18 protein-coding genes are annotated in these 25,661 nt (G+C 70.8%); 5 read left to right on the forward strand and 13 right to left on the reverse strand.

What is annotated here, in order from left to right:
• Positions 1-17: 17 nt before the first annotated feature.
• The 3 genes from LQK93_RS03985 to LQK93_RS03995 form a co-directional block, all read right to left on the reverse strand.
• Complete coding sequence (locus tag LQK93_RS03985; RefSeq protein ID WP_374970276.1) at positions 18-947, reverse strand: carbohydrate ABC transporter permease; 930 nt, start codon at positions 945-947, stop codon at positions 18-20.
• Complete coding sequence (locus LQK93_RS03990; RefSeq protein ID WP_374970277.1) at positions 944-1,927, reverse strand: carbohydrate ABC transporter permease; 984 nt, start codon at positions 1,925-1,927, stop codon at positions 944-946. The genes LQK93_RS03985 and LQK93_RS03990 overlap by 4 nt, the downstream gene beginning before the upstream one ends.
• 80 nt (positions 1,928-2,007) lie before the next feature.
• A complete protein-coding gene (locus LQK93_RS03995) occupies positions 2,008-3,336 on the reverse strand; it encodes an ABC transporter substrate-binding protein (RefSeq protein ID WP_374970278.1) in 1,329 nt (442 codons plus the stop codon).
• 425 nt (positions 3,337-3,761) lie between these two features.
• Between LQK93_RS03995 and LQK93_RS04000 the strand changes: the two genes are divergently transcribed.
• Entirely contained in the window at positions 3,762-5,477 is a 1,716-nt protein-coding gene (locus LQK93_RS04000; RefSeq protein WP_374970279.1) for a fumarate hydratase, read from the forward strand.
• 19 nt (positions 5,478-5,496) lie between these two features.
• Positions 5,497-6,012 (forward strand): beta-class carbonic anhydrase, encoded by a 516-nt coding sequence (locus LQK93_RS04005; protein ID WP_374970280.1) that lies wholly within the window; start codon positions 5,497-5,499, stop codon positions 6,010-6,012.
• A gap of 116 nt (positions 6,013-6,128) precedes the next feature.
• Here LQK93_RS04005 and glmM read toward each other — a convergent pair whose 3' ends face one another.
• The 4 genes from glmM to rplM form a co-directional block, all read right to left on the reverse strand.
• A complete protein-coding gene (gene glmM / locus LQK93_RS04010; protein ID WP_374970281.1) occupies positions 6,129-7,475 on the reverse strand; it encodes a phosphoglucosamine mutase in 1,347 nt (448 codons plus the stop codon).
• A 98-nt stretch (positions 7,476-7,573) separates the two neighbouring features.
• The gene (locus tag LQK93_RS04015) at positions 7,574-9,940 is read right to left on the reverse strand and encodes a hypothetical protein (protein ID WP_374970282.1); all 2,367 of its coding nucleotides are present in this window, start codon (positions 9,938-9,940) and stop codon (positions 7,574-7,576) included.
• A 253-nt stretch (positions 9,941-10,193) separates the two neighbouring features.
• A complete protein-coding gene (gene rpsI, locus LQK93_RS04020; RefSeq protein ID WP_374970283.1) occupies positions 10,194-10,703 on the reverse strand; it encodes a 30S ribosomal protein S9 in 510 nt (169 codons plus the stop codon).
• A 34-nt stretch (positions 10,704-10,737) separates the two neighbouring features.
• Positions 10,738-11,181, reverse strand: a complete 444-nt coding sequence (gene rplM, locus LQK93_RS04025; RefSeq protein WP_142181460.1) for a 50S ribosomal protein L13 — start codon at positions 11,179-11,181, stop codon at positions 10,738-10,740.
• A gap of 269 nt (positions 11,182-11,450) precedes the next feature.
• Here rplM and LQK93_RS04030 point away from each other — a divergent pair, with 269 nt between their 5' ends.
• Positions 11,451-12,074 carry an ArsR/SmtB family transcription factor gene (locus tag LQK93_RS04030; RefSeq protein WP_374970284.1) on the forward strand — a complete coding sequence of 208 codons (624 nt, stop codon included), beginning with the start codon at positions 11,451-11,453 and terminating at the stop codon, positions 12,072-12,074.
• Positions 12,071-13,399, forward strand: a complete 1,329-nt coding sequence (locus LQK93_RS04035; RefSeq protein ID WP_374970285.1) for an MFS transporter — start codon at positions 12,071-12,073, stop codon at positions 13,397-13,399. Before LQK93_RS04030 ends, LQK93_RS04035 begins: the two co-directional genes overlap by 4 nt.
• Positions 13,400-13,433: 34 nt before the next feature.
• On the opposite strand, the gene LQK93_RS04040 is transcribed toward LQK93_RS04035, so the two are convergent.
• The 6 genes from LQK93_RS04040 to truA form a co-directional block, all read right to left on the reverse strand.
• On the reverse strand, positions 13,434-14,375 hold the full coding sequence (locus tag LQK93_RS04040) for an aldo/keto reductase (protein WP_374971447.1): 942 nt from the start codon (positions 14,373-14,375) through the stop codon (positions 13,434-13,436).
• Positions 14,376-14,494: 119 nt separating this feature from the next.
• Positions 14,495-20,314 carry a pullulanase-type alpha-1,6-glucosidase gene (gene pulA / locus LQK93_RS04045; protein WP_374970286.1) on the reverse strand — a complete coding sequence of 1,940 codons (5,820 nt, stop codon included), beginning with the start codon at positions 20,312-20,314 and terminating at the stop codon, positions 14,495-14,497.
• Positions 20,315-20,534: 220 nt separating this feature from the next.
• Positions 20,535-21,065, reverse strand: coding sequence for a YbaK/EbsC family protein (locus LQK93_RS04050; protein ID WP_374970287.1), 531 nt, complete (start codon positions 21,063-21,065; stop codon positions 20,535-20,537).
• 62 nt (positions 21,066-21,127) lie between these two features.
• Entirely contained in the window at positions 21,128-22,177 is a 1,050-nt protein-coding gene (locus LQK93_RS04055; protein ID WP_374970288.1) for a nitronate monooxygenase, read from the reverse strand.
• Between the two features lie 18 nt (positions 22,178-22,195).
• Positions 22,196-23,878, reverse strand: a complete 1,683-nt coding sequence (locus tag LQK93_RS04060) for an ABC-F family ATP-binding cassette domain-containing protein (protein WP_374970289.1) — start codon at positions 23,876-23,878, stop codon at positions 22,196-22,198.
• A gap of 43 nt (positions 23,879-23,921) precedes the next feature.
• A complete protein-coding gene (gene truA / locus LQK93_RS04065; RefSeq protein ID WP_374970290.1) occupies positions 23,922-24,866 on the reverse strand; it encodes a tRNA pseudouridine(38-40) synthase TruA in 945 nt (314 codons plus the stop codon).
• 139 nt (positions 24,867-25,005) lie between these two features.
• On the opposite strand from truA, the gene LQK93_RS04070 reads away from it, so the two are divergent.
• Positions 25,006-25,584: a hypothetical protein gene (locus tag LQK93_RS04070; RefSeq protein WP_374970291.1), complete on the forward strand. Its 579-nt coding sequence runs from the start codon at positions 25,006-25,008 to the stop codon at positions 25,582-25,584.
• Positions 25,585-25,661 lie beyond the last annotated feature (77 nt).

Here is a 25,661-nt window from a genome sequence, read left to right on the forward strand (position 1 = left end):
CTTCGACGTGTGGAGCGTCAGCCCTTGACGGCTCCCGAGGTCATGCCGCGGATGAAGTACCGCTGCAGCGAGAGGAACACGATGATCGGGACGATGATCGTGATGTAGCCGGCTGCCGGGATGAGCTCCCGGCCCGCTCCGGTCTGTCCCTGCAAGCCTTGCAGGGCCACCGTCGCGACGGTGTTCTCGCCGCGGCCGAGGAAGATCAGGGCGACGAGCAGGTCGTTCCACACCCACAGGAACTGGAAGATGGCGAACGAGGCCAGCGCCGGCATCGACATCGGCATGATGAGCCGCCAGAACGTCGTGAAGTGGCTCGCGCCGTCGATCTTCGCCGACTCGATGACCGCCGTGGGCAGGCCCGACATGTAGCTGCGGAGGATGTAGATGGCGAGCGGCATGCCGAACCCGATGTGTGCGAGCCACACGGCGAGGAAGGTGCCGTTCAGGCCGATGCCCGAGTAGAGCTTGACGAGCGGGACGAACGCGACCTGGTTGGGCACGACGAGCAGTCCCACGATGATGACGAAGACGACGTCGCGGCCCCTCCACTGCATGAAGGTGAACGCGTAGGCCGCGAAGGCCGCGATGAGGATCGGGATCACGGTCGCGGGCAGCGCCACGATGAGGCTGTTGAGGAAGGCCTGCGCCATCGGGATGCCGGCCGCATCCGAGGTCAGCACGGTGGTGTAGTTCTGGATCGTCCACGAGGACCCGAAGGGGTTGAAGAACGCCGTCCACCAACCCGAGGCGAACTGCTCGTCCCGGGGACGGAACGAGTTGACGAGCATGCCGAGCGCCGGGATCATCCACGCGACGCAGAGGACGAGCAGGCCGATGCGCACCGGCCAGTTGGCGGACCCCGTGCCGGAGCCGGGCTTGCTCTGCCGGATGACCTGGGGCTCGTCGGCGGGGGCGCCCGTGCCCGGCTGCAACGTGGTGGTCATCGTGCTGCCTCCTCGGCCCTGAAGTGGCGGACCTGGTAGATGAGTACCGGGATGACGGCGAGCAGCAGGATGACGACGATCGCCGACGCGTAGCCGTTGTTGCCCTGGGTGTAGAGCTCGTCGTAGAAGCGCCGGCCGATCACGTCGGTGTTGTAGGCGCCGTTCGTCGTCACGTAGACGACGTCGAACACCTTCATGACGCCGATCAGGACGGTGATGAAGACCGTGATCACGGTCGGCCAGATCTGGGGGACGATGATGTTGAAGAAGATCCGCCGCTCACCGGCGCCGTCGATGCGGCCCGCCTCGACGGTGTCCTCGGGGACGCCCTTGATGGCAGCCGAGAGCAGCACCATCGAGTAGCCGACCTGCGTCCAGATCAGGATGATCATCAGCAGCAGGCTGTTGAGGTGGAAGGTGCTCTGTCCGTACCAGAAGACGGGCTCCTTGCCGAAGAAGCCCAGGATGGCGTTGAGGATGCCGGTCTGGGGCGCGCCCACCGGCTGGTAGTCGTAGACGGTGCGCCAGATGGTCGCGGCCCCGACCATGCTGATGGCCATCGGCAGGAAGATGAACGTCTTCGTCGTCTTCTCGCCTCGGGCCCGCAGACGGTCGGCCAGGACCGCGACACCGAGGCCGAGGACCACCGTCGTCGCGGGCACGATGATGATCCACAGCACGTTGTTGAGCAGGACCTGCAGGAACGAGTTGTCCGTCAGCAGGTCCTTGTAGTTCTGGAAGCCGACGTACGCCGTCGAGTCCTCGTTGGCGAAGCTGTACTGGATCGTCACGATCGCCGGGTAGATGAGGTAGACGGCGATCGCGAGGATCGCCGGCCCCGCGAACATCCACGGTTTGACGCGGTCCTCCCACCGGCCCTTGAGCGACTCGGCCAGCTTGTTGAGGATCCAGAAGATGATGATGGCGCCGCCGATGCCCCCGATGATCGCGATCACCGCGTTGGCGATCTTGATGGCCATGGCACTTCCTCTCTTCGTTGAAAGAATGCGCTGTCGACCGCGAGGGCGGCCCGGTCGGTCGCCCTCGCGGTCAGGCCGCGTCAGCTACCGGTCTTCGGGAAGCTTTGGTCGATGTTGTTGAGGGTCGTGTCGAGGTCCTGCTGGCCCGAGAGCCACTTGACCGGCTCGGTCCAGAAGGTGCCCGCACCGACCTTGGCCGGCATGGCGTCAGACCCGTCGAAGCGAGCAGCGGTCGCCTTGTAGAGCACGTCCGAGGCGATCTTCTGCAGCGTCTTGTTCGGCAGCAGCGACACGTCGGCCGTCTTGTGCGGAGAGAAGGCGCCGTTCTTGGCCTGCTGGGTGCCGTTCTCCTTGCTGGCGATGAAGTTGCGCAGCTTGAGCACGTTGGCGTCGTTGTTGAAGGCCGCCGCGAGGTCACCGGCGACGAGCACCGGGTTGTCGCCCGCCGTCTTCGGCGGGAAGGGCAGCGGGTTCGTCTCGGTGTCGAGCTTGGCGATCACCGCGTCGGGGAAGCCGCCCTTGTTGGCCACGAAGGTCGCCTGCTTGAACAGGTAGCAGCCGGGGGGCTGGGTGAAGAGGGCGTTGCCACCGGTCTGGAAGTTGGTCGCCGGGATCGCCTTGGTGCCACCGCGGACGTAGCCGTCGCCGAAGGCGATCTTCTGGAAGTACTCCCACGCCGGCTTGATCTCCGGGCTGTTGAACTTCAGCTGGCCCTTGACCCACTTGTCATAGTTCTCGGGCCCGGCGAAGCGCAGCACGAGGTCCTCGATCCAGTCGGTGATCGGCCAGCCGGTCGCCTGGCCGGACTCGGCGGCGATGCACCACGGGGTCTTGCCCTCGGACTTGATCTTCTGGGTCAGGGTGAGCAGGTCGTCAAGCGTGGCGGGGGCCTGGACGCCGAGGCTCTTGAAGGCCGGGGCGTCGGTCCACAGGATGCTCTTGACGCTGACCTCGTTGGGGAGCCCGTAGACCTTGCCGTCGGCGCACGTGCCGGCCTCCACCAGGCCGGGGACGAGCGTCTCCTTGTTGGTGGCGACAGTCGCGTCGTCGAACGGGATCAGCTTCTTCTGCTTGGCCAGGTCGCACATCAGCCCGGGCTGGGGGAAGAGGCCGACGTCAGGCGGGTTGCCGCCCTGCACGCGGGTGCGGATCTCGGTGTCCCAGGAGGCCGACTTGGTGAACTTGACCGTGATCTTGTTGTCGGCCGCCCACTTCGACACGTCGGCCTTGAAGCCGGGCTCGGTGTCCGGGCCGAGGCCGTACATGACCTCGATGGTGGTCTTGCCCGGGCCGCTGGCGGCCGAGCCGTTGGAGGTGCTGCCACCCGTGTTCGACGACAGACACCCCGCTGCAAGACCGGCGACACCGATCCCCACCAACGCTGTCACGCCAGACCTGCGATTGATCATGCCTGCTCCTCCTTGGAGGGTTGGGGGCTCCATCGGCCCCAAAGCTGACCGGTCACGTCTCATGCCGGATCCAAAACAGGGTGTGCCCGGCGTCACCGTCGGGCGGTGCTGCTGCTGACGGTTCGTCGCCCGCCTCGGTCGATCACTTGGTCATGTAGATCACACTGAACACCACAACAGTGACACCCGCCACACCTCTACAAAGGTTTTGCCGAAGTTGTTACTACACGGATCGTGTTGTCCCCGGTCGGCCCACCTCTCCCAGAGCCGGATTCGGGCATTCCCTCCGTATGCCGCGCGGCTGAGCCACCTGCCGCGGTGCCGGAGCGACCGATTAGGCTCGCAGGCGGCGTCGTGCGACGACGGCGCGGGGGTGGGCCGTCACGACGGGCCGCCCCGAGGAACGACATCGAGGACACGAAGAGATGGCCGAGTTCGCCTACGAGGACCTGCTGCCCATCGGCGCCGACGAGACGCCCTACCGGCTGCTGACGACCGAGGGCGTGCGCGCCGTCGAGGGGCTGGGGGGTCGCAGCTTCCTCGAGGTGGACCCGGAGGCCCTCCGGCTGCTCACCGAGACGGCGATGCACGACATCGCGCACTACCTGCGCCCCGGCCACCTGCAGCAGCTGCGCAACATCCTGGACGACGACGAGGCCAGCAACAACGACAAGTTCGTGGCCCTCGACCTGCTCAAGAACGCCAACATCGCCGCCGGCGGAGTGCTGCCGATGTGCCAGGACACCGGCACCGCCATCGTCATGGGCAAGCGTGGCCAGCACGTGCTGACCCAGGGCACCGACGAGCGGGCGATCAGCGAGGGCGTCTACGACGCATACACCCGCCTGAACCTGCGCTACTCGCAGATGGCCCCCATCACGACGTGGGAGGAGAGGAACACCGGCTCCAACCTCCCCGCGCAGGTCGAGCTCTACGCCGACACCGCCCCCGGCCACGAGGCGCAGTACAAGTTCCTCTTCATGGCCAAGGGTGGCGGCTCCGCCAACAAGAGCTACCTCTACCAGGAGACCAAGGCGATCCTCAACGAGGACGCGATGATGCGCTTCCTCGACGAGAAGCTGCGCTCCCTCGGCACCGCAGCGTGCCCGCCCTACCACCTCGCCATCGTGATCGGTGGCACGAGCGCCGAGTTCGCCCTCAAGACAGCCAAGTACGCGTCGGCGAAGTACCTCGACACGCTCCCCAAGTCGGGCGATCCGGTCACCGCTCACGGCTTCCGCGACACCGAGCTCGAGCAGAGGGTCCTCGAGCTCACCCGGCAGTTCGGCATCGGCGCCCAGTTCGGCGGCAAGTACTTCTGCCACGACGTCCGGGTCGTGCGTCTCCCCCGCCACGGCGCGAGCCTGCCTGTGGCCATTGCCGTCTCGTGCTCGGCCGACCGCCAGGTGCTGGGCAAGATCACCGCCGACGGCGTCTTCATCGAGCAGCTCGAGACCGACCCCGCCCGGTTCCTGCCCGACGCCGGAGCCGTCGACCTCGCCGAGCACGAGGACGACGCCATCGGCGTCAGCTCCACGAGCCGCAACGTCGTCGTCAAGGTCGACCTGACCCAGCCGATGGACGACATCCTGGCCGAGCTGTCGAAGCACCCGGTCAAGACGCGGCTGTCGCTGACCGGCCCGCTCGTCGTCGCTCGCGACATCGCCCACGCCAAGATCAAGGAGCGCCTCGACGCGGGCGAGCCGATGCCGCAGTACCTCAAGGACCACCCCGTCTACTATGCCGGCCCCGCCAAGACGCCCGAGGGCATGCCGTCCGGCTCGTTCGGGCCCACGACGGCGGGACGCATGGACTCCTACGTCGACCAGTTCCAGGCCGCCGGCGGCTCGAGGGTCATGCTCGCCAAGGGCAACCGCAGCACGCAGGTCACCGACGCGTGCGCGGCGCACCGCGGCTTCTACCTCGGCTCGATCGGCGGCCCGGCGGCCCGCCTCGCCCAGGACTGCATCAAGCACGTCGAGGTGCTCGAGTACCCCGAGCTGGGCATGGAGGCGGTGTGGAAGATCGAGGTCGAGGACTTCCCCGCCTTCATCGTCGTCGACGACAAGGGCAACGACTTCTTCGCCGAGGTGAGCAAGCCGATGGCCTTCACGATCTCCAAGCGACCCGGTCTCCAGTGAGTGACGAGAGAGGACACAGATGAGCCAGAACGCTTCTGCCGGCAAGGGGTTCGACGACCTCCTCGCGGCCAACCGCGCCTACGCGGACACCTTCGACATGGCGGGCTTCGACGGCATCGCGCGCGCCGGCGTCGCGATCGTCACGTGCATGGACTCCCGCATCGACCCGTTGGGGCTGGTCGGCCTGAAGCCGGGTGACGCCAAGATCTTCCGCAACCCCGGCGGGCGCGTGGGCTCCTCGGCCCTGGAGGCGCTGGTCCTGGCCACGCACCTGCTCGGTGTCGACCGAATCCTGGTCGTCCCACACACCCGCTGCGCGATGGCGTCCAACAGCGAGGTCGAGCTGCGCGAGCGGGTGGGGTCCAGCGCCGGCAAGGACGCGTCGTGGATGACGTTCCACGCCATCGAGGACCAGGAGCGCGCGCTGCGCGAGGACCTGGCCAAGGTGCGCACGCACCCGCTGATCGCCGAGGGCACCCTCGTCGGCGGCTTCGTCTACGACGTCGACTCGGGACTGCTCCGGTCCGTCGACTGATCTCGCTCGACGAGCAGGTGCCCACCCGACGTTCGTCGTCGGGTGGGCACCTTTCGTACGTCCAGGTCCGCCCGGGCAGAGGGCGTATGCCGTCGCGCCGGCTCGGACGGGGCCGCTCAGAGCGAGAGCTCGGCCTTGACCACTCCGACAAGGCGGTCGGCCAGGGTGCGCGCCTGCTCACCGTCGGCCGCCTCGACCATGACGCGCACGACCGGCTCGGTGCCCGACTTGCGCAGCAGCACACGCCCGTTGTCGCCCAGCTCGCCCTCCGCGACGCGCACGGCGTCGGCCACGGCAGCGTTGGCCTCGAGGGCCGACTTGTCGACGTCCTTGACGTTGACCAGCACCTGCGGGAAGTGGGTCATGATGCCGGCGAGGTCAGCCAGCGTGCGCCCCGTGGCCGCGACGCGCGAGGCCAGCATGAGACCCGTGAGGGTGCCGTCGCCCGTCGTCCCGTGGTCGAGCATGACGACGTGTCCCGACTGCTCACCGCCCAGCGTGTAGCTGCCGGTCTTCATCTCCTCGAGCACGTAGCGGTCGCCGACGGCGGTCTGCACGACCTTGATGCCGGCGCTGCCGAGGGCCTGGATCATGCCGAGGTTGGACATCACCGTCGCGACCAGCGTGTCACCGTGCAGGACCCCCTGCTCCTTCATGGCGAGCGCGAGGATCGCCATGATCTGGTCGCCGTCGACGTCGCGGCCCGTGGCGTCCACGGCCAGGCAGCGGTCGGCGTCGCCGTCGAGGGCGATGCCGAAGTCAGCGCGCTCTGCCACGACCGCCTGCCGCAGGTGCTCGACGTGGGTGGAGCCGTAGCCGTCGTTGATGTTGAGGCCGTCGGGCTCGCCCCCGATCACGGTGACACGGGCGCCAGCTTCACGGAAGGCCCGCGGCGCCACCTCGAAGGCGGCGCCGTGCGCGGCGTCGATGACGATGTGGAGCCCGTCGAGGCGGTTCGGCAGCACCGAGAGCAGGTGGGCGACATACCGGTCGGCGCCGTCGGCCAGCTGCGTGATCCGGCCGACGTCCGCGCCGGTGGGACGCTGCCAGTCCTCGCGGAGCCGTCCCTCGATGCGGTCCTCGAGGTCGTCGGCGAGCTTGTGGCCGCCTCGGGCGAAGAACTTGATGCCGTTGTCGGGCATCGGGTTGTGGGACGCCGAGAGCATTGCCCCGAGGTCGGCATCCTGCTCGCCGACGAGGTAGGCGATGGCCGGGGTCGGGAGGACTCCCGCGTCGCGCACGTCGACCCCCGAGGAGGCCAGGCCCGCCACCGTCGCGGCTGCCAGGAACTCGCCGGAAGCTCGTGGGTCACGTCCCACGACGGCGACCGGACGGTGGCCCTTGAACGCGCCCACCTCCCCGAGGACGTGCGCCGCAGCGACGGAGAGGTCCAACGCCAGCTCCGCGGTGATGTCCTGGTTTGCCACACCACGGACGCCGTCCGTGCCGAAGAGTCGAGCCACGCGTGAGTGCCTTCCCGAAGTGTGGCCGGGTCGGCCACCCTGATCTGTGCTCGGACGACGATACCCCCACCTGCGGGTCACCCCCGTCGCACGCCCTCTCAGGCCCCACCGGGCCGAAGCCGCGCCAGCCACACGCCGTCGACCCGACTGACGACGTCGGTCAGGCGGCCCAGGTCGGGCGAGACGGGGCCGGAGCGCTCGTCGGCGACGATCCAGCGCACCCCCTTGGTCCGGTAGGCGGCCTCCAAGCGCGCCGCGGTGGGGGCCCGGACCAGGGCCAGCTCCGCGTCCAGGCGCGGCTGGTCCCAGAACGGGGCGACCGTGTAGGGCACGCCCGGCTGCAGCGTCTCCAGCAGTCGCGGGGCGTAGCCGTAGCCGCCGACGTCGGTGCGCAGTCCGGACAGCGCCGACACGGAGAAGTCGCGGTTGTCCCGGCGGCCGGCCGGGGACAGTCCGCTCCACACGCGGTTGGTCGCCACGATGTCGCTCGGCGACGCGTGCGACCTGAGGTACTGGCCTGCCTGGAACAGCGCTGGGCTGATCGCCGGTCGCTTCGCCCGGTCCGTCGCCGGCGAGGCGCTCCGGGGCGCGCCCGGGTCGGACAGCGGGGCCAGCGACTGCAGGACCCCGAAGCCTCCCGCGCCCACCGCGGCCACCACGAGCAGCGCGGCCCAGGTGCCGCGGTGCAGGACGTCGAGCGAGCGACGCGCGACGAGCCACACCAGGGTGACGACCAGCACCAGCACGCCCAAGGTCGTCAGCGTCGGCGCGAGCCACGTCCCGGCGATCTCGGCGGTGCCGGTCAGGCCGGCGAGGTCCGTCGGCCGTCGACCGCTCGACGGGAGCAACCGGCGTACGACCGCGACGGTCAGGAGGCCGGCCGCCGCCACGCCCAGCAGCACGAGCCCGCGACTTCGCACCCGTGCGAACGTCGTCTTGTCCGACCCGTCACCCAGGCCCAGCTCGGTCCTCACGAGCTCCGCGACCCCCGCGCCCGACAGGGCGTACCCGATCGGCAGGGCCGCCATGGTGAAGTAGTACTGGCTGGCACTGGGGTGGGTGAACGCCATCGCGGCCAGGACACCCGCGAGCACCGTGCCGGTTCCGATCCACCCGGCCGGGTCGCCGGGGCGTCGCCGTAGCAGGACGAGGAGCCCGAGGGCCGGCAACAGGGTGGGGACCCACCGGCGCAGGAGGCTGACGAGGACTGCCGTGGTCTCGGCCCCCGGGTCGGTGACCTGGTGTCCGTACACCAGCGAGGACTGCGCCGCCGGCCATGCGCTGGGGTCCAGGCGCAGGCCGTAGGAACCGGGGTAGATCACCAGCACGGCCAGGACCATGACGGCGACGAGGACTCCGAGACACACGGCATACCGCAGCACCAGGCCCTTCAGGGCTCCGGGAGCGGCCCGCCGGTGACGCAGCTCGAGGAGAAGGGCGACGAGCCCGGCCAGGGCCACTCCGCCGAGGATGACCGGCAGCTGGGCCGACTTGGCACCCGCGGCGCCGACGGCGAAGAAGGGCAGCAGGGCTACCGGTGCCCGGGAGTCGTCGGCGGACCGCCGGAGCACGGCGATCAAGCAGCCCACGAGGGCGAGGCCGAAGACCCAGCCCAACAGGGCCGTGGGGCTCACCTCCCAGTAGCCGGGCACGGGGCTGAGGCCGCCCTCGGTCCAGACGTCCGACGCGACCGGGCGCACGAGCGCGACCCCTGCCGCGGCGCCGAGGCCGCCGCTCCAGTGCCCCGTCACCTGGCGCCCCACCGCTGCAGCGAGCAGCACCAGCATGACGACCAGGACAGACGGGAGGAGGCGCGTGACGACGTCGAGGTCGTCCAGGCCCGTGCCGCTCAGCTGCGCGGCGACGGCGTGGAAGAACCAGTGGTATCCGAGCGGCTCGCCGTTGACCATGGGATAGCCGGGCACGAGGCTGCGCCGCGCCTCGCCGGTCAGCGCTGCCTGGTAGAGCAGGTCCTGGTAGTAGAGCTGGAAGCGTGCGGTCGGCCGGGGCGCCGTCTTGGACAGCCCCAGGACCCACATCCAGCGCACGAGCGCGAGGACGATCAGCGCGAGTGCAGCCCACGCCGGCCAGGGCGTCCGCTCGTCACCGGCCGCTGACCTCACCAGGACCCGCCGACGGGTCGCCGGCACGGCGAGCAGCACGCCCGCGACCAGGGGGCCCACGACGAGAGTTGGTAGCGGGTGACCTACGAGGTGCCCCACGAGCCAGGTCGCCAGGGCCAGCACCAGCCCGCCCGGCCCGGCCCATCCGAGGTCCGTGGCGCTGATGGGACCGCTGCGGAGGCAGCGCGTGAGCACCCACCCGGGCAGGAGGACACCGAACAGCACGACTGCAAGCCACCACGCCACCAGGCCCGGGGACGACCCGGTCGACACCCACGCGACCGCGAGGGCGCCCCCGGCCACCCCCAGCAGGCACGCCTGGCCCACGATCCGACTGCGCATGCACAGAGGGTCCCATGCGATCTTGGGAACGCCTGACAACCTTCGGAGCACCGGCTGCACGCGTCGGCGAGGACGGTCGGGAACGTCCGAAGCCCCCGAGCAGTGCTCGGGGGCTTCGGACGTCAGCGCGACTGGAGCCAAGCGACGAGCCTGGCTTGCCAGGATCAGCGCGACTGGAGCCTAGCGGTGATGCTCGGCGCCAGCCGACGCATCAGCGCGACTGGAGCCAAGCGACGAGCCTGGCTTGCCAGGATCAGCGCTTGGAGTACTGCGGGGCCTTGCGGGCCTTCTTGAGACCGGCCTTCTTGCGCTCGGGCACGCGCGGGTCACGCGTGAGGAAGCCGGCCTTCTTGAGGGCCGGACGGTTCAGCTCCTCGTCGACGGCGTTCAGCGAGCGGGCCACGCCGAGGCGCACGGCGCCTGCCTGGCCGGAGGGGCCACCACCGTGCACGCGGACCAGGACGTCGTACGAGCCGTCGAGCTCGAGGAGCGTCAGCGGCTCCTTGACGATCTGCTGGTGCACCTTGTTGGGGAAGTAGGCGTCGAGCGTGCGGCCGTTGATCTTCCAGTCGCCGGTGCCGGGGACGATGCGCACGCGGGCGATGGCCTGCTTGCGACGGCCGGTGGCAGCGCCGGGGGTCGAGACCTGGCGGGCGCGGCGGGGCTCACCGAGGGCGGAGTCGGACGTCGAGGACTCGCTGGTGTACTCGGTCAGCTCGGGCTCGTCGGTGTCGAGGACGTCCTCGTTCACGATGTCAGTCACGTGTCTTGTCGCTTTCTACGCAGCAGCCGGGGGCTTACTGCGCAACCTGGGTGATCTCGAAGGGGACGGGCTGCTGGGCCGCGTGCGGGTGCTCGGCACCGCGGTAGACCTTGAGCTTGGAGAGCTGCTGGCGAGCCAGCGAGTTCTTCGGGAGCATGCCGCGGATGGCCTTCTCGACGGCCTTCTCGGGGCTCTTGGCGAGCAGCTCGGTGTAGGAGGTCGACCGCAGACCGCCCGGGAAGCCGGAGTGGCGGTAGGCCTTCTTCTGCTCGAGCTTGGCGCCGGTGAGGGCGACCTTGTCGGCGTTGACGATGATGACGAAGTCACCGGTGTCGACGTGCGGCGCGAACTGCGGCTTGTGCTTGCCCCGGAGCAGGACAGCGGCCTGGCTCGCGAGACGGCCGAGCACGACGTCGGTCGCGTCGATGACGTGCCACGTGCGAGTGACCTCGCCGGGCTTCGGGGTGTACGTGCGCAATGGAGTCTGCCTTCGCTTGAAATGGTGGAGCAGTGTGAATGCCGCTGGGCTCGGTCCGCGTCGCCCGCGCGCTCGCTCTCGATCGGCGGCTGAGCTGGGTTCGCCTGACGGCCCGGTGCACAACTTCATCCATGTTACGGGGTCCCCGTCTGCTGCCCAAATCGCTGCTCCGAGGCCGAGACATGCGGGCTGACCTGCGCAAACACCATTCCCGGCCACCTGTGCAGAACTATTGTGCAGCCATACTGTGCAAAGGTATTGTGCACACTATGGCTGCACCGGACCCCACACACCCGCCTTCCGACGACAGCGTCTGGCTCACTCCCGAGAGCCTGCGCGTGCTCGCCCACCCACTGCGCTCCCGCCTGCTCAGCGCCCTCCGACGCCACGGCCCCTCGACGGCCACCGACCTCGCGACGCTCCTCGGCACCAACTCCGGCGCCACGAGCTACCACCTGCGCAAGCTCGAGTCCGTCGGTCTGGTCCAGGACACGGAGGAGGGTGAGGGCAAGCGGCGGCTGTGGCGGGCGAGCTCGGAGTACCACTCGTGGCACCCGAGCGACTTCGAGGGCGACGAGGACTCCGAGACCGCCCTGAACTGGCTCACCCGCGACTACGCCCGCCACTTCAGCGAGCAGTACGACAAGTGGCTCGACGTCTCCACGACCTGGCCCACCGCCTGGCAGGACGCCTGCGGCTCGAGCGACGCCTCCGTGCTGGTCACGCCCGAGGCGCTCGAGTCGCTCCGCGAGGAGATGTGGGACCTCATCGAGCGCTACCGTCGCGTGGGGCAGGGCAACCCGCAGGCCCGTCGCATCGCGGTCTACGCCTTCGCGTACCCGCTCGACCTCGACCGCCCCCCGGCTGACACCAGCCGCGAGCCGTCCCGATGAGCACAACGGCGACGAGCACGTATGCCGTCCTCTCCCCCACGGCGGCCCGCCGCGTCTTCCTGACGCTCACCCTCACCCGCTGGTTCCCGGTCGGCCTCGTCGTCGGGCTGCTCACCCTCTGGCAGCTCGAGCGGGGCCTGACGGTGGGCCAGGCCATGACGGTGACGTCGGCCGCCGGCCTGACGATCTTCGCGCTCGAACTGCCGACGAGCGGTTTCGCCGACGCCTTCGGGCGCCGTCCGGTCTTCGTCGTGTCCGCCGTGGTCAACGTCGTGGCGAGCGGGATCCTGCTCGTGGCCCACTCGTTCTGGGCCTTCCTCGCCGCATCGGTGCTCACCGGCGTCTTCCGGGCCCTGGACTCGGGACCTCTCGAGGCCTGGTTCGTCGACACCGTGCACGCGACGACGCCGGGCGCCGACGTCGACGGTGCGCTCTCGGCGCAGGGCACCGCGCTGGGCGGCGGCATCGCGGTCGGCGCGCTGCTCTCCGGTGGACTCGTCTGGTGGCATCCGTTCGCGGACGCCTCGGCGCTCGTGCTGCCGGTCGCCGTCTTCGTCGGGCTAAACGTCGTGCACCTCCTCGCGGTGCTCATCCTCCTGCGCGAGCCGCCCTCCGCAGAGCACCTCGACACCTCTGGGGCGCGGCGCGCCCTCGCCTCGGCCAAGCAGTCCCCGGCCGTGGTGCGCGAGGGCCTCGGCATGCTGCGCGACAACGTGGTCCTGCGGGGCATCGTGACCGTCGAGCTCTTCTGGTCGGTCGCGATGATCGTCTTCGAGACCTTCCAGCCGATCCGGCTCGCCGAGCTCGTCGGCGGCGAGGAGCGCGCCGGTGCCCTGATGGGTCCGGTCGCTGCGGCCGGGTGGGCGGTCTTCGCCCTCGGCGCCGCCCTGGCCGGGTGGGCGAGCCGGCGCGTGGGCGTCGCCCGCACCGCGATCCTCGCCCGCATCCTCAACGGGCTCGGTGCCGTCGTCATGGGCTTCGTGGCCGGTCCGGCAGCCCTGGTCGCCGCCTACGGCGTGACCTACCTGCTGCACGGGTCGGCCGGACCGATGCACTCGGCCCTGCTGCACCGCGAGGCGCAGGCGCGCAACCGGGCCACCGTGCTCTCGATGAACTCGATGGTCGCCTCGGTCGCGTTCGGCGTGGCCGCTCCCCTCTTCGGGGTGCTCGCCGACCGGACGTCCACCCAGCTGGCGATGGTGTGCGCCGGGGCGTTCAGCATCGTCGGCGCGTGGTTCTACCGCCACAGCCTTCGGGCCGAGAGGCCGGCGGCCACCACCCCCGCGAGCCTGCCCTCGGGTGAGCACCACGTATCCGTCGACTGAGGCCCGTCGGCTGGGCCCCTCGACCGGGAGCGAGTCAGGCGGCGGGAGCGGTGATGTCGTCGAGCTCGGCGAGGTCCTCGGCGCTCGGCACCCACAGGGCCGCCTGGACGTTCTCGACGACCTGCTCCGGTCGTGTCGCACCCGCGATGACGGAGGCCACCGCGGGTTGGGCCGCGAGCCCGCCGATCGCGACGTCGATGGGGCGCAGACCTCGCTCGGCGGCATACGCCTCGAGCCGCTCGATAGTCTCCCAGTCGGCGGAGGCGAGCCGGTCGGCCATCCCGGCGAGACGGGTGCCCTCGGGCGCCGCCTGACCGCGGCGGTACTTCCCCGTGAGCAGGCCGGAGGCGAGCGGGAAGAAGGGCAGCAGTCCCACGCCCACGTGCTCGCACGCCGGCACCAGCTCCTCCTCCACGTCGCGCTCGAGCAGCGAGTACTCGTTCTGAGCCGAGACGAACCGTGACGTCCCCGCCGCGCGGGCCGTCCAGTCGGCGTCGACGACCTGCCAGCCGGTGAAGTTGCTGCTGCCGAGGTAGCGCACCTTGCCATCCCGGACCAGGTCGTCGAGCGCCGCGAGCGTCTCGTCGATCGGCGTCTTCGGGTCGGGACGGTGCATCTGGTAGAGGTCGATCCAGTCGGTCCCGAGACGACGCAGACTGGCCTCGACCGCCTTGCGGATGTAGCGGCGGGAGCCGCGCACGCCCCAGTCGGGCCCGTTGGCTCCCTGCATGTCCATGCCGAACTTCGTTGCGACGACGACGTTCTCCCGTTCGGAGCCGAGGGCGAGACCCAGCATCTCCTCGCTCGCCCCCAGGCCGTAGATGTCGGCGGTGTCGAACAGGGTGATGCCGCACTCGAGGGCTTGGCGCACGACGGCGTTGGTGCCGTCCTGGTCGAGGCGACGGCCGAAGTTGTTGCAGCCGAGCCCCACGGTGGACACGGTGAGGCCGCTGTCGCCGACCTGGCGGTAGGTCATGTCTGGAGTCGTCACCGGTCCAACGTATGCCGGGCGGCGGGCGCGCGACAGGGCAGTTGCGACGCACGGCGAAAGCCGGCACCCGCCGAGGCGGGCACCGGCCTTCCGGGACGGGGCGCTCAGTTCGGCTGGACGAAGACCGCCACCGTGCGCGCCGGCACCGAGAACGAGCCCGAGCCGCTGTCGTATGCCGCCTGCTTGACGACACTGTCGGCACCCTTGGCCTGCACCGGGCTCAGCTGCACCGACCCGGAGATGCCGGGCACCTTCTGGCTGACGGCGTCGGGCGTCGCGTTGAAGACGACGATCGCCCCACGCAGCGCCGGATCGACGTCGGCGCCCACGGTGTCGTCGATGCGCATGACGATGACGCCCTGCTTCGCGTCGGCCGTGCCCGACACCGGGAAGGTGATCTTGGCGTTGATGGCGTCGGCGCTTCCGAGACGGAACAGCTTGGTGCTGAAGCGAAGTCGCAGCAGGTCCTGGGCCATCGCGTCGGCACTGCGCACGTCCGCGGCGCTGGGCTTCAGCGCCGGGTCGGCCAGCAGCGGCTTCATGTAGGGCCACTTCGCCGAGTTCTGCTCCTGCGGCGGCAGGCCGTGGCCGAAGCCGTTGTCGGCGCCCGTCCAGTCGAGACGGTTGAACCAGTCACCGCTGTCGTAGGAGTCGCGGTTGAGCGACTTGCTGCGCAGCAGGTCTGCCCCGGCGTGCCAGAACGACGGCGTCTGCGCGAGGGCGGTCGTAGCCAGCGACAGGGTGTTCATGCGGACGCGATCCTGCATGGACGTCGCGACGGGCAGCTTGTACGTCAACGAGTCGAAGAGCGTCTCGTTGTCGTGCGCGTCGACGTAGCTGACGACCTCGTCCGGCTGGTCGGCATATCCCGCCGGCGCACCGTTGTAGTCGACCTGGCTGCCGCGGACGACGGCCCCGCTCTTCTGGCTGCGGAACGTGAAGGACCGGAGGTTGCCGGCGAGGCCGAGCTCGACGAGGTCGGTGTCGCTCGCCAGGCGGGTCGTCGCCTCGGCGTTGACGGCCGCCCCGTTCGGGTCCGTCGCCTCGCCGGAGCCGAAGCCCTGGCGGCGCGGGTCCTCGTCGAAGGGCCCGCCACCGCGGACGGCGTCGCGCAGCCGGTCGGAGAAGGTGCCGATGCCGGTGCCGCCGAGCTGGCCCTGCGTGGCCTGCACGAACAGCTTGTTGTCGGCGACCTCGCCGAAGTTCCAGCCCTCCCCGTAGAGGTACATGGACTTGCCGTCGACGCCGTCCTTCTGGAGCGTCAGCGTGTCGAGGGCGGCACGCACGGCCAGCACGTTGGCCCTGCTCGCGTGTCCCATGAGGTCGAAGCGGAACCCGTCGACGTGGTAGTTGCGGGCCCACGACACGACCGAGTCGACCATGAGCTTCTCGCCCATGGCGTGCTCGGTGGCGACGTTCTGGCAGCACGTCGAGGTCTCGACCGCTCCGCTCGCGTTGAGTCGGTGGTAGTAGCCGGGCACGATCTTGTCGAGCACCGACTTGTCGGCCTGGCCCGAGGCGGCAGTGTGGTTGAAGACCTGGTCGAGCACGACCCGCAGGCCGTCCTGGTGCAGCGCCCCCACCATCGTGCGGAACTCGGCGACGCGGGCGCCGCCGTCGGCGGCGGTGGCACTCGACGCGTACGAGCCGTCCGGTGCGCTCCAGTGGTAGGGGTCGTAACCCCAGTTGAAGGCGTCCTTCGAGGCGACCGCGCCCACGCACTTCTGCTGCTCCTCGCTGTCGGGCGCGTAGGCGGCGAGGTCGCACTTCGGCGTCTCCTGCTTGGCCGGGTCCTCCTCGATGGAGGCGATGTCGAAGCTCGGCAGCAGATGGACGGTGTTGAGGCCGGCCTTCGCCAGCGCCTTGAGGTGGGCGCGCCCGTCGCCGTCGGCCGCGAAGGCCAGGTAGCTGCCGCGCAGCGCCGCCGGGACCTTCGCGTCGGACATGGAGTAGTCCCGGATGTGCAGCTCGTAGATCGTGGAGTCGACGTGCTGGGCGAGCTTCGGCGAGGGCGTCGTGCGCCACGCCGTCGGCATGAACGCCGGGTCGCGCAGGTCGACGGCGACCGAGCGGGTCGAGTTCAGGGTGAGGGCCACCGAGCTGGGGTCGGTCACGACGTTGGTCTCGACCTTGCCGGTGGTGGGCGCCCACACCTTGACCTCGTAGAGGTAGCGGGCGTTTCGCGCCGACGCGCCGAGCGAGGCGCTCCACGCCCCGGACCTGTCGCGCGTCATCGCCGTGCGCCGCGCGGTGTCGACGGGCTGGTCGGCGCTATCGGCCGGCCACGTCAGCAGGGTCACCTGTTGCGCGGTGGGCGCCCAGAGGCGGAAGCCGACCTTGCCGGAGCCGGCGACGCTGACGCCGTAGGAGCGGGTTCGCGCGGACGCGGCATACAGGGCGTCCAGGGCGATGGCCGTCTGGGCGCCGGTGGCGTCGAGCAACGACCCGGTGGAGTCGTACATCGCGACGGCGACCTGACCCTCGAGGATCTCCGGCAGCTTCCTGGTGGTGGCCTTGTCGAGACGCAGGGCGACGTAGCCCTTGAGCTCGGGGTGGGCGGCGACGAGCGACGCCGGCAGGCCGGCCGGGTCGCGGGTCAGGCCGGCCACGGAACCTCCGGTGACGGCCTCGGCGTCGAGCCCGAGGCCACCGGTGGCGGACCAGTGCAGGCGCCACGAGAGGGTTGCCGGATCGGTGCCGGCCGGCAGTGCGGAGGCGGGCCATGCCACGAGGTCGGGACCCACGACGTAGGCCTTGGACTTCGTCAGGTCCGGAGCGGCGCCGGCCCGGCTGGTCTTGACAGAGATCGCGTGCGTGGACAGGACGTAGGTGATCGTCGTCAGGACGCCGTCGGCCCGGACGCTGAAGGCGACGTTGGCGCCACCGGGGGCGCCACCCGCACCGTAGTTCTCGTCCCAGCCGAGGCCGTGGGCGATCTTGAACTCGTAGCTGCCGGCCGGGATCTGGTCGGTCGTGAACGTGTACGTCCCGTCGCCGTCCTGGTCCTCGAGCCAGGAGCGCATGCACGAGGGGTCCCAGTCACCGGGGCAGCCCAACGTGCTCTGGAAGCTGCCGGGCGCCGTGATGATCGGGCCCTGGGCGTCGCTGGTGACCCAGTGCGTGCGGTGGTCGTAGTAGAAGGTGACGCGCTTCCCGCCGGGTGCGGTGTAGCCGATGTTGCCGCCGCCCTTGGCGCCGCCGGCGCCGTAGTTCTCGTCCCACGACTTGTCGATGGCGGCCTTGTACTCGTAGTCACCGGCGGGGATCGAGTCGTAGGAGCCCTTCCAGATCTCGTCCTTGGGGTCGAGGGCCAGCTGGGCCTGCGTGCAGCCCGGCTGCCAGTCTCCGGGGCAGCCCATCTCCGAGTTGTGGTTGCCCGGGACGCTCACGTTGCCGGGCTGGGTGACGGGGCCGACGCCGCCGGTGCTGCCGCCGCCCGAACTCGCCGGCTGACCGACGATGCCGTAGGTGGAGGTGGCGGACACGTGTCCCGCGATGTCCTTGGCGACCATGCGGTACTCGAGCAGGGTGCCCTTGGCGACCCCCGACACGTCGTGGAAGACGCGGTACGGGGCGTTGTCGTCGGTGCCGACCGGCGTCCAGGTGGACGTGCCGACCGGGCGCTGGAGGAAGGTCACCTCGGCAAACGTGTTGCCTGGCAGGGCTGCACCGATCTCGGCGCGGCCGCCCACCACGCCGCCCGCGCCGGGCGACGTCGGGTAGATCGCGGGCGCCGACTTCGGCTTCGCCATGGTGCCGTCGGCGCGGTAGACGGCCACCGACAGCGGCGGCACGGTCACCGTGACCCGGCCGTCGCCAGCCACCCGCAGGTCGGACCTGGCGCCGAGGAGTGGCACGAGCTTCGAGCGGGCGGAGTAGGTGGAGAAGGTCGCCGTCCTGGCGGTCGTGGCGTTGTTGGCCACCACGACGTACTCGCGCTTGGCTGCCTTGTCGATGCGGCTGAAGGCGTAGATGCCGGCCGCGTCGGAGGCGTAGCGGTGCACCTGGGCGCCGTCGGCGAGCGCCGGGTTGGCGGCGCGCAGGGCGGAGAGCGCCTTGATCTGCCGGTACAGCGGGGCGTTGGTGTCGTAGTGGGCCGCGGCGCCTTCCGGTTTGTCGCTGCCGACGATGACGTCGTCCTGGTAGATCGGCGTCTGCGTGCCGAACATGTCCTGGCGTGCCCGCTTGTCACCGAAGTCGCTGGTCGGCCCGGTGAAGCCCTGCTCGTCGCCGTAGTAGACGACCGGCTGGCCGCGGGTGAGGAACATCAGCGAGGTGGCGAGCTGGTCACGGGCGAGCAGGTCGGCGCCCTTGGCGCCGCCCGCCAGGAGCATCGCCCCGACGCGGCCCATGTCGTGGTTGCCGAGGAAGGTCGGCAGCTCGTAGGCGTTGGAGTCGGTGTCGGTGTAGTAGTCGTCGCCGGCGAACAGGTCACGCATGCCGGTCGTCGCCTTGCCCTGCGCGAAGCCGAGCGCCGCGCCCTGGAAGCCGAAGTCGAGCGTCGCCGGCAGCTTGCCCTGCGTCGTGAACTGGCTGGTGTAGGAGGGGTTGCCGTCGTAGACCTCGCCGAACATGAAGAAGTTCTTCTTGCCCGTGGCCTTGGCGTGGTCGAGGACCGCAGGCGAGAAGGCCTGCCAGAACTGCATGTTCACGTGCTTGACGGTGTCGATGCGGAAGCCGTCGACGCCGAAGTCGACCCAGGACTTGTAGATGTCCTCCATGCCGGAGACGACCTTGGGGTTCTCGGTGAAGAGGTCGTCGAGCCCCGAGAAGTCGCCGTAGGTCGCCGACTCACCGGCATACGTCGAGTCGCCGCGGTTGTGGTAGAGCGTCGGGTCGTTGAGCCACGCCGGGACCTTCGCGTCCTTGTCGGCGTCGGCGACCTTCGGCACGTAGGGGAAGGACGTGGCCGCCGACATCGCCGGGAAGCAGTCCGGGACCGTGGCAGCGCCGGTGCAGGCCGGCTTGCCGGCCACGGCTGCGTCGTCGAACGCGTTGCCCTGGGCGTCCTTGTAGGGCTTCGTCGCCTTGTTGACGTAGGTGTAGGTGCCGCCGTCGTAGGAGATCACGTCGGCGGTGTGGTTGGTGATGATGTCGAAGTAGACCTTCATCCCCTTCGCGTGCGCGGCGGAGATGAGCGTCTTCATGTCGGCGTTCGTGCCGAGGTGCGGGTCGATCCGGGTGAAGTCGGTGATCCAGTAGCCGTGGTAGCCGGCGCTGGCGTCGGAGCCGGCGCCCTGGACGGGGCGGTTCTTGAACGACGGCGTGAGCCAGATCGCCGTGGTGCCGAGGCCCTTGATGTAGTCGAGCTTGCTCGTCAGGCCCTTGAGGTCGCCGCCGTGGTAGAAGCCCTCGTTGCTCGGGTCGAAGCCGGTGGTCATCGGTCCGCCGGTCAGGCCACCCCGGTCGTTGGCGGTGTCCCCGTTGGCGAAGCGGTCGGCCATGACGAAGTAGAAACGCTCCCTCGTCGCGAGGTTGCGCAGCGACGGCGAGGCCAGCTTGGCGTCGGCCGCGGTCGCTGCCCCCGGCAGGTCGGTCGGGGCGATCCCCACCGCGTGCGTCGTGTCGTCGTAGGTGAAGCGCAGGGTGGCGGGACCCGCGAGGACGAGCGGCACGTTGCCGCCGTCCTGGCCATAACTCTCGGCCCACGAGTGGTTGATGGCGACCTTGAGCTCGTAGCTGCCGGCAGGCACGCGGAACTCGGCGGCATACGTCGTCGTGCCGGGCTCGAGGGTGAGGTCCGTCCTCGTGCAGTCGGGCTGCCAGTCGTCGCTGCACCCCAGCTCGCTCTGCAGGGAGCCCACGAGAGTCGCCGTGCGAGGCGCCTCGGCCCGGGCTGAGGGTGTCCCCGTCAGCGGGACGGCCAGTCCGGCCAGGACGAGGGCCGAGATGCTGGCGACGGACAGGGCCGGGCGACGGCGCATGCGCACTCCTTTGTGGGCTCGGTCGCTCCCGCCCGTGACTGGACGCTCGACCACCGGAGGAGAACGTAACGCCCAGATCGGACATCGCGCCAGACCTGGGCTGCAACTTCTTGCATTCGCGCTCAGGAAGTTGCGCAGTTCTTGCTCGTGACGTCAGGTGGTGCCTGCCGCTCGAATCAGCAGGTCGGGCCCCCAGCGAAGCGCTCCGTGCGCGCGTCCCTCAGCGGACGGCGAGCGCGATGACCTCGGCCGTCGGCAGCCCCGCCAGGTCCGCGCCGTCGAGCAGCAGCTTCGCACCGCGCACCCCTGCCCCGACCACCACGAGGCCGGCGGCCGCGACGGCCTCGTCGACGAGCACCGGCCAGTCGGCGGGGAGCCCGACGGGCGTGATCCCGCCCTGCTGCATGCCGGTGGCCTCCTGCGCCAGGGCCTGGTCGGCGAAGGAGATCTTGCGCGCCCCGAGGTGTCGCCGCACGACCCGGTTGATGTCGGCCCGGTCCGTGGCCAGCACCATCACCGCGGCGTGCGTCGTCGTCTCACCTCGCCGCGCCTCCACGACGACGCAGTTGGCCGACGCCTCCGGCGCCACGTCGTACGCCTCGCAGAACGCGGCCGTGTCGGCGAGCGATGCGTCGATGGGCGCCACCCGCGCCCCCGGCACGTGCTCGAGCGCTGCAGCGACCGACGGCGCGAGCAGGTCGGGCCGCTCCGCGGCGGCCACCCACGTCAGGTTTCCTTCGGCACTGGGCATGCGCAGAGCGTATGCCGTCCGCCTCCCGGCGAGAACGAGGATGGCGGCGGCGCAGCGCAGGGTCAGCCGGCCAGCCCGGCCACGACCGTGGCGGCCGGCACGGCCTGCGCGGTCCGCCACCCCGTACCAGCCCACAACGCCAGCAGGTCGGGTCGGTCGACCGCCGCCGAGGCCCGCCGGAGCGGCACCGTCACGTGGTGCACCTCGGGGTAGGCGGCCGGGGCGTGCGCGTCGTGCCGCCGGACGAACTCCGTCTCGAGGCCGCGGGCGAGGCGCCCGGAGTAGGCGCGGGTGACCGCGGTGCGCTCGTGGGCGGGGTCGCCGAGCGCGCGCCGGTAGGCCAGGCCGGTTCCGGCCTCGGGCGTGAGGAGCAGCGCCGTGCCGACCTGCACCGCGTCGGCGCCGGCGGCACGCACCTCGGCGGCCCGCTCGGCGCTCGAGACGCCGCCGGCCGCGACGATCGGCACGTCGGTCTCGGCCCGGACCGCCGCGACGAGGTCGACCAGGTCGGCCTCGGACGGCTGCTTGACCGGGTCGAGCGTGCCGCGGTGACCGCCGGCGCACGTCCCCTGCACGCAGAGGGCGTCGACCCCGGCGTCGAGCGCGGCCCGTGCCTCGTCGATGTCCGTGACGGTCATCAGGGTCTCGGCGCCGGCCCGTCTCAGCTCGCCGAGGACCGCAGTGCTCGGCAGCCCAAACGTGAAGGACACCAGCGGAACTCGTTCGCGAACGACCAGGTCCAGCTTGCGCTCCCAGTCGTCGTCGTCGCCTGCCCTCGGCTCACCGGGCTCGGCCCCCACGGACCGGGCCTCCTCCCCCAAGGTGTCCCGGTAGGCCGCCACGGCGTCCGCCCGCTCGGCGCCCGTCAGCTCGCCCGGCCCCACGGCATACGCGTTGGCCTGGGCGGGGACGAAGAGGTTGACCCCGAAGGGTCGCGAGGTGGCGTCCCAGACGTCGGCGATGGCCGCGGCGAGCTGTGGCGCGGTGAGGTAGCCGCCGGCCAGGATGCCCAGCCCACCAGCGTCGCCGACCGCCGCCACGAGCTCGGGAGTCGTCGGGCCCCCGGCCATCGGGGCGCCGACGACGCCGGTCTCGACCGAGCGCAGCAGCATGGCCCGACGCTACTCCCGTCAGCGCGGACGGACGACCCGTCCCTCGTCCCACACGGGCTCGGACGACTCGTAGACGCGCCCGTCGGAACCGAAGACGAGGAAGCGGTCGAAGCCGCGGGCGAACCACCGGTCGTGCGTCACCGCGACGACGGTGCCCTCGAAGGCGTCGAGCCCCTCCTCGAGCGCCTCGGCCGACTGCAGGTCGAGGTTGTCGGTGGGCTCGTCGAGCAGCAGCATCGTGGCGCCGGACAGCTCGAGCAGCAGGATCTGGAAACGCGCCTGCTGCCCGCCGGAGAGCGACTCGAACCTCTGCTCCCCCGAGCGCGCCAGCTCGTAGCGGTCGAGCGCCCGGGCTGCCTGCTCCCGCGGCCGGCCCTCGCGGTGCTCGTCGCCGCGGTGCAGGATCTCGAGGAGCGTGCGGCCCATGAGCGAGGGGTGCTCGTGCGTCTGCGCGAACCAGCCGGGCCGCACGCGTGAGCCGAGCCGCACGACGCCGGAGTGCTGCACGGGCACCGGCCGCACGTCCCCCACGGGCTGGTGCTCGCGCTCCGGGTCGGTGCCGCCGCACGCCAGCAGCCGCAGGAAGTGCGACTTGCCCGACCCGTTGCTACCCAGGATGGCGACGCGCTCGCCGTACCAGACCTCGAGGTCGAAGGGCTTCATCAGGCCGGTCAGCTCCAGGCCTGTGGCGACGATCGCCCGCTTGGCGGTGCGGCCGCCGGTGAGGCGCATCTTCACCGACTGCGTCATCGGCGTCTCCTCCGGCGGCCCTGCCTCCTCGAACTTGGCGAGGCGGGTCTGGGCGGCCTGGTAGCGCGAGGCCATCCCGTCGTTGAACTTGGCCTTGACCTTCAGGGTCTGCACGAGCGTCTTGAGCTTGACGTGCTCCTCGTCCCAGCGCCGGCGCAGCTCCTCGAGGCGGGCGTTGCGGTCGGTGCGGGCCTGCGCATACGTCGCGAAGCGGCCCGGGTGCACCCACAGGGTGGCGCCGGCCGGCCCCGGCTCGAGAGTGGCGACCCGGGTGGCCACCCGGTCGAGCAGCTCGCGGTCGTGGCTGATGAAGAGCACCGTCTTCGGCGAGGCCACGAGCGCCTCCTCGAGCCAGCGCTTCGTCGGCACGTCGAGATAGTTGTCCGGCTCGTCGAGCAGCAGCACCTCCTCGGGGCCGCGCAGCAGGGCCTCGAGGACCAGCCTCTTCTGCTCCCCGCCGGACAGGGTGGTCACCTTGCGCCACTGGGCCTTGTCGTAGGGCACGCCGAGAGCGGCCACGGTGCACTTGTCCCAGAGGGTCTCCTGCTCGTAGCCGCCGGCCTCGCCCCACTCGACGAGGGCGTGCGCGTACGCCATCTGGTCGGCCTCGGAGTCGCGCTCCATCATGAGCAGCTCGGTGCGGTCCACCTCCTCGGCGGCCGCGCGCAGCCGGTCGGGCGCCACCGACACCAGCAGGTCGCGCACGGTCGTGTCGTCGCGGACCTTGCCGATGAACTGGCGCATGACACCGAGCCCGCCGGAGCGCGTCACGGCGCCCTCGTGGGCCGCGAGGTCACCGGCGATGATCCGGGTCAGCGTCGTCTTGCCGGTGCCGTTCGGGCCGACCAACGCGATCTTCGCGCCCTCACCCACCCGGAGGGAGACGTCGTTGAGCAGCGGCCTGCCGTCGGGCAGGCTGAAGGAGACGGAGTTGACATCGACGTGGCCCACGAGAGCCAAGCCTCTCGTATGCCGTGTGCTCCCGTCACGCGGGTTACGTGCTCGCCCGCTCGGCCTGCTCGGGCCGACGCCCGTCGGCCGGGTCGCGGCGGGCACGCGTCATCAGGGCCCGAGCCGCGAGGTCGGCGTCGTCGGGGTAGACGACCTCCTCGAGGCTGAGGCCGTGCGGCGGCATGACGTGCAGCCCCGAACCCCGCTCGGCTCGCTGCTGCAGGGACCACGGCCAGGCCCGGTCCCGTCGGCCCTCCCCCACCGGGACGATGGCCCCCACGAGCGAGCGCACCATCGAGTGGCAGAACGCGTCGGCGCGCACCGTCGCCTCGAGGACGCCGTCGGGCAGCCGCGTCCACGAGAAGTCGAGCAGCGTCCGGACCGTCGTGGCACCCTCACGCTGCTTGCAGAAGGCCGCGAAGTCGCGCAGGCCGACCAACGCCCGCGACGCCTCGTCCATCGCCGCGACGTCCAGCGGACGCCGCCACCAGACGGTGTCGTGGCGCCGCAGCGGGTCCCGCAGCGCGTCGGCGTCGGCGAGTCGATAGACGTAGCGCCGCTCCACGGCGGAAAAGCGGGCGTCGAAGCCGGGCGGGGCAGGAACCGCTCGGCGCACGACGACGTCGTGCGGAAGGACGCCGCCCAGACGGCTGACGAGCGCCTCGCCGGGTGGCCGGTCGGAGCGCCCGGGCAACGCTGTCCAGGCGGCCGCGTCGAGGTCGACGTGGGCGACCTGGCCCCGGGCGTGGACCCCGGCGTCGGTACGCCCGGCCACGGTCACGCGTACGGGCTCGGGGCTGCGCAGCACGGTGGCCAGCGCCCTCGACAGCTCGCCCTGCACTGTGCGCAGGCTCGGCTGTGCTGCCCAGCCGGAGAAGTCCGTGCCGTCGTAGGCGAGGTCGAGCCGCACCCGCAACGGGCCAGCCTCGTGCGGCGCGCCCGACCGGCTGGACGCGCTCGGCTCGCTCGTCCTGCTCGGCTCGCTCATGGCGCCCGAGCCTAGTCGCTGCGCGGGTCGTCCCACGCGGCGCAGGATCTGCGACGGCGTCAACCGAGGCCGGCCCGAGCGCGTCCTCTCAGTGGACGTCGGGCGACGGTGCCCGACATCCGGGGATGGAGGGTTCCTCATGCACACCACCACACGACGCAGTCTGGCGGCCGTCGGCCTCGTCACGGCACTGGCCACGCCCGTTGCCGTCTCCGTCGCCACCACCTCCGCCGCAGCGACAGCCACAGGCGCAGGCGCAGCCGCCACGAGCGCAGCGCCCTTCTGCGGCATCACCTGGGGTTCGCGTCCGAAGGCCACGGGTCCCGGCAACCTGTGGACCGGTGCGGTCACCGGGGTGAGAGCCGGCCGGCACGCCTGCTACGACCGGCTGGTCCTCGACGTCGCTCCCGGCACCGGACGGCTCGGGTACGACGTCCGGTACGTCGACCAGCTGACCGGCCCCGGCAGCGGTCTGCCCGTACCGATCCGCGGAGACGCGAAGCTCCAGATCACCGTCAACGCCCCGTCGACCCTCGCCGCGACCACGAGGACCTTCGACGACTGGCGCACGTTCCGCCAGCTCAAGAGCCTCGGCAGTTTCGAGGGCTACACCGACTACGGCCTCGGTGTGCGTGCCCGGCTACCGATGCAGGTGTTCGTGCTGACCGACACCGACGGGGGCCGGCACCTCGTCGTCGACGTGGCACACCGCTGGTGATCCCGAGCCCCTCGCACTGACGAGCCGACACGCGGGAGACTCGCCGGAGAAGACTCCACGGCAGAGACCAAAGAGCA

Origin of the sequence: Terrabacter sp. BE26 (genome assembly GCF_041941675.1) — a bacterium.
GTDB lineage: Bacteria > Actinomycetota > Actinomycetes > Actinomycetales > Dermatophilaceae > Terrabacter.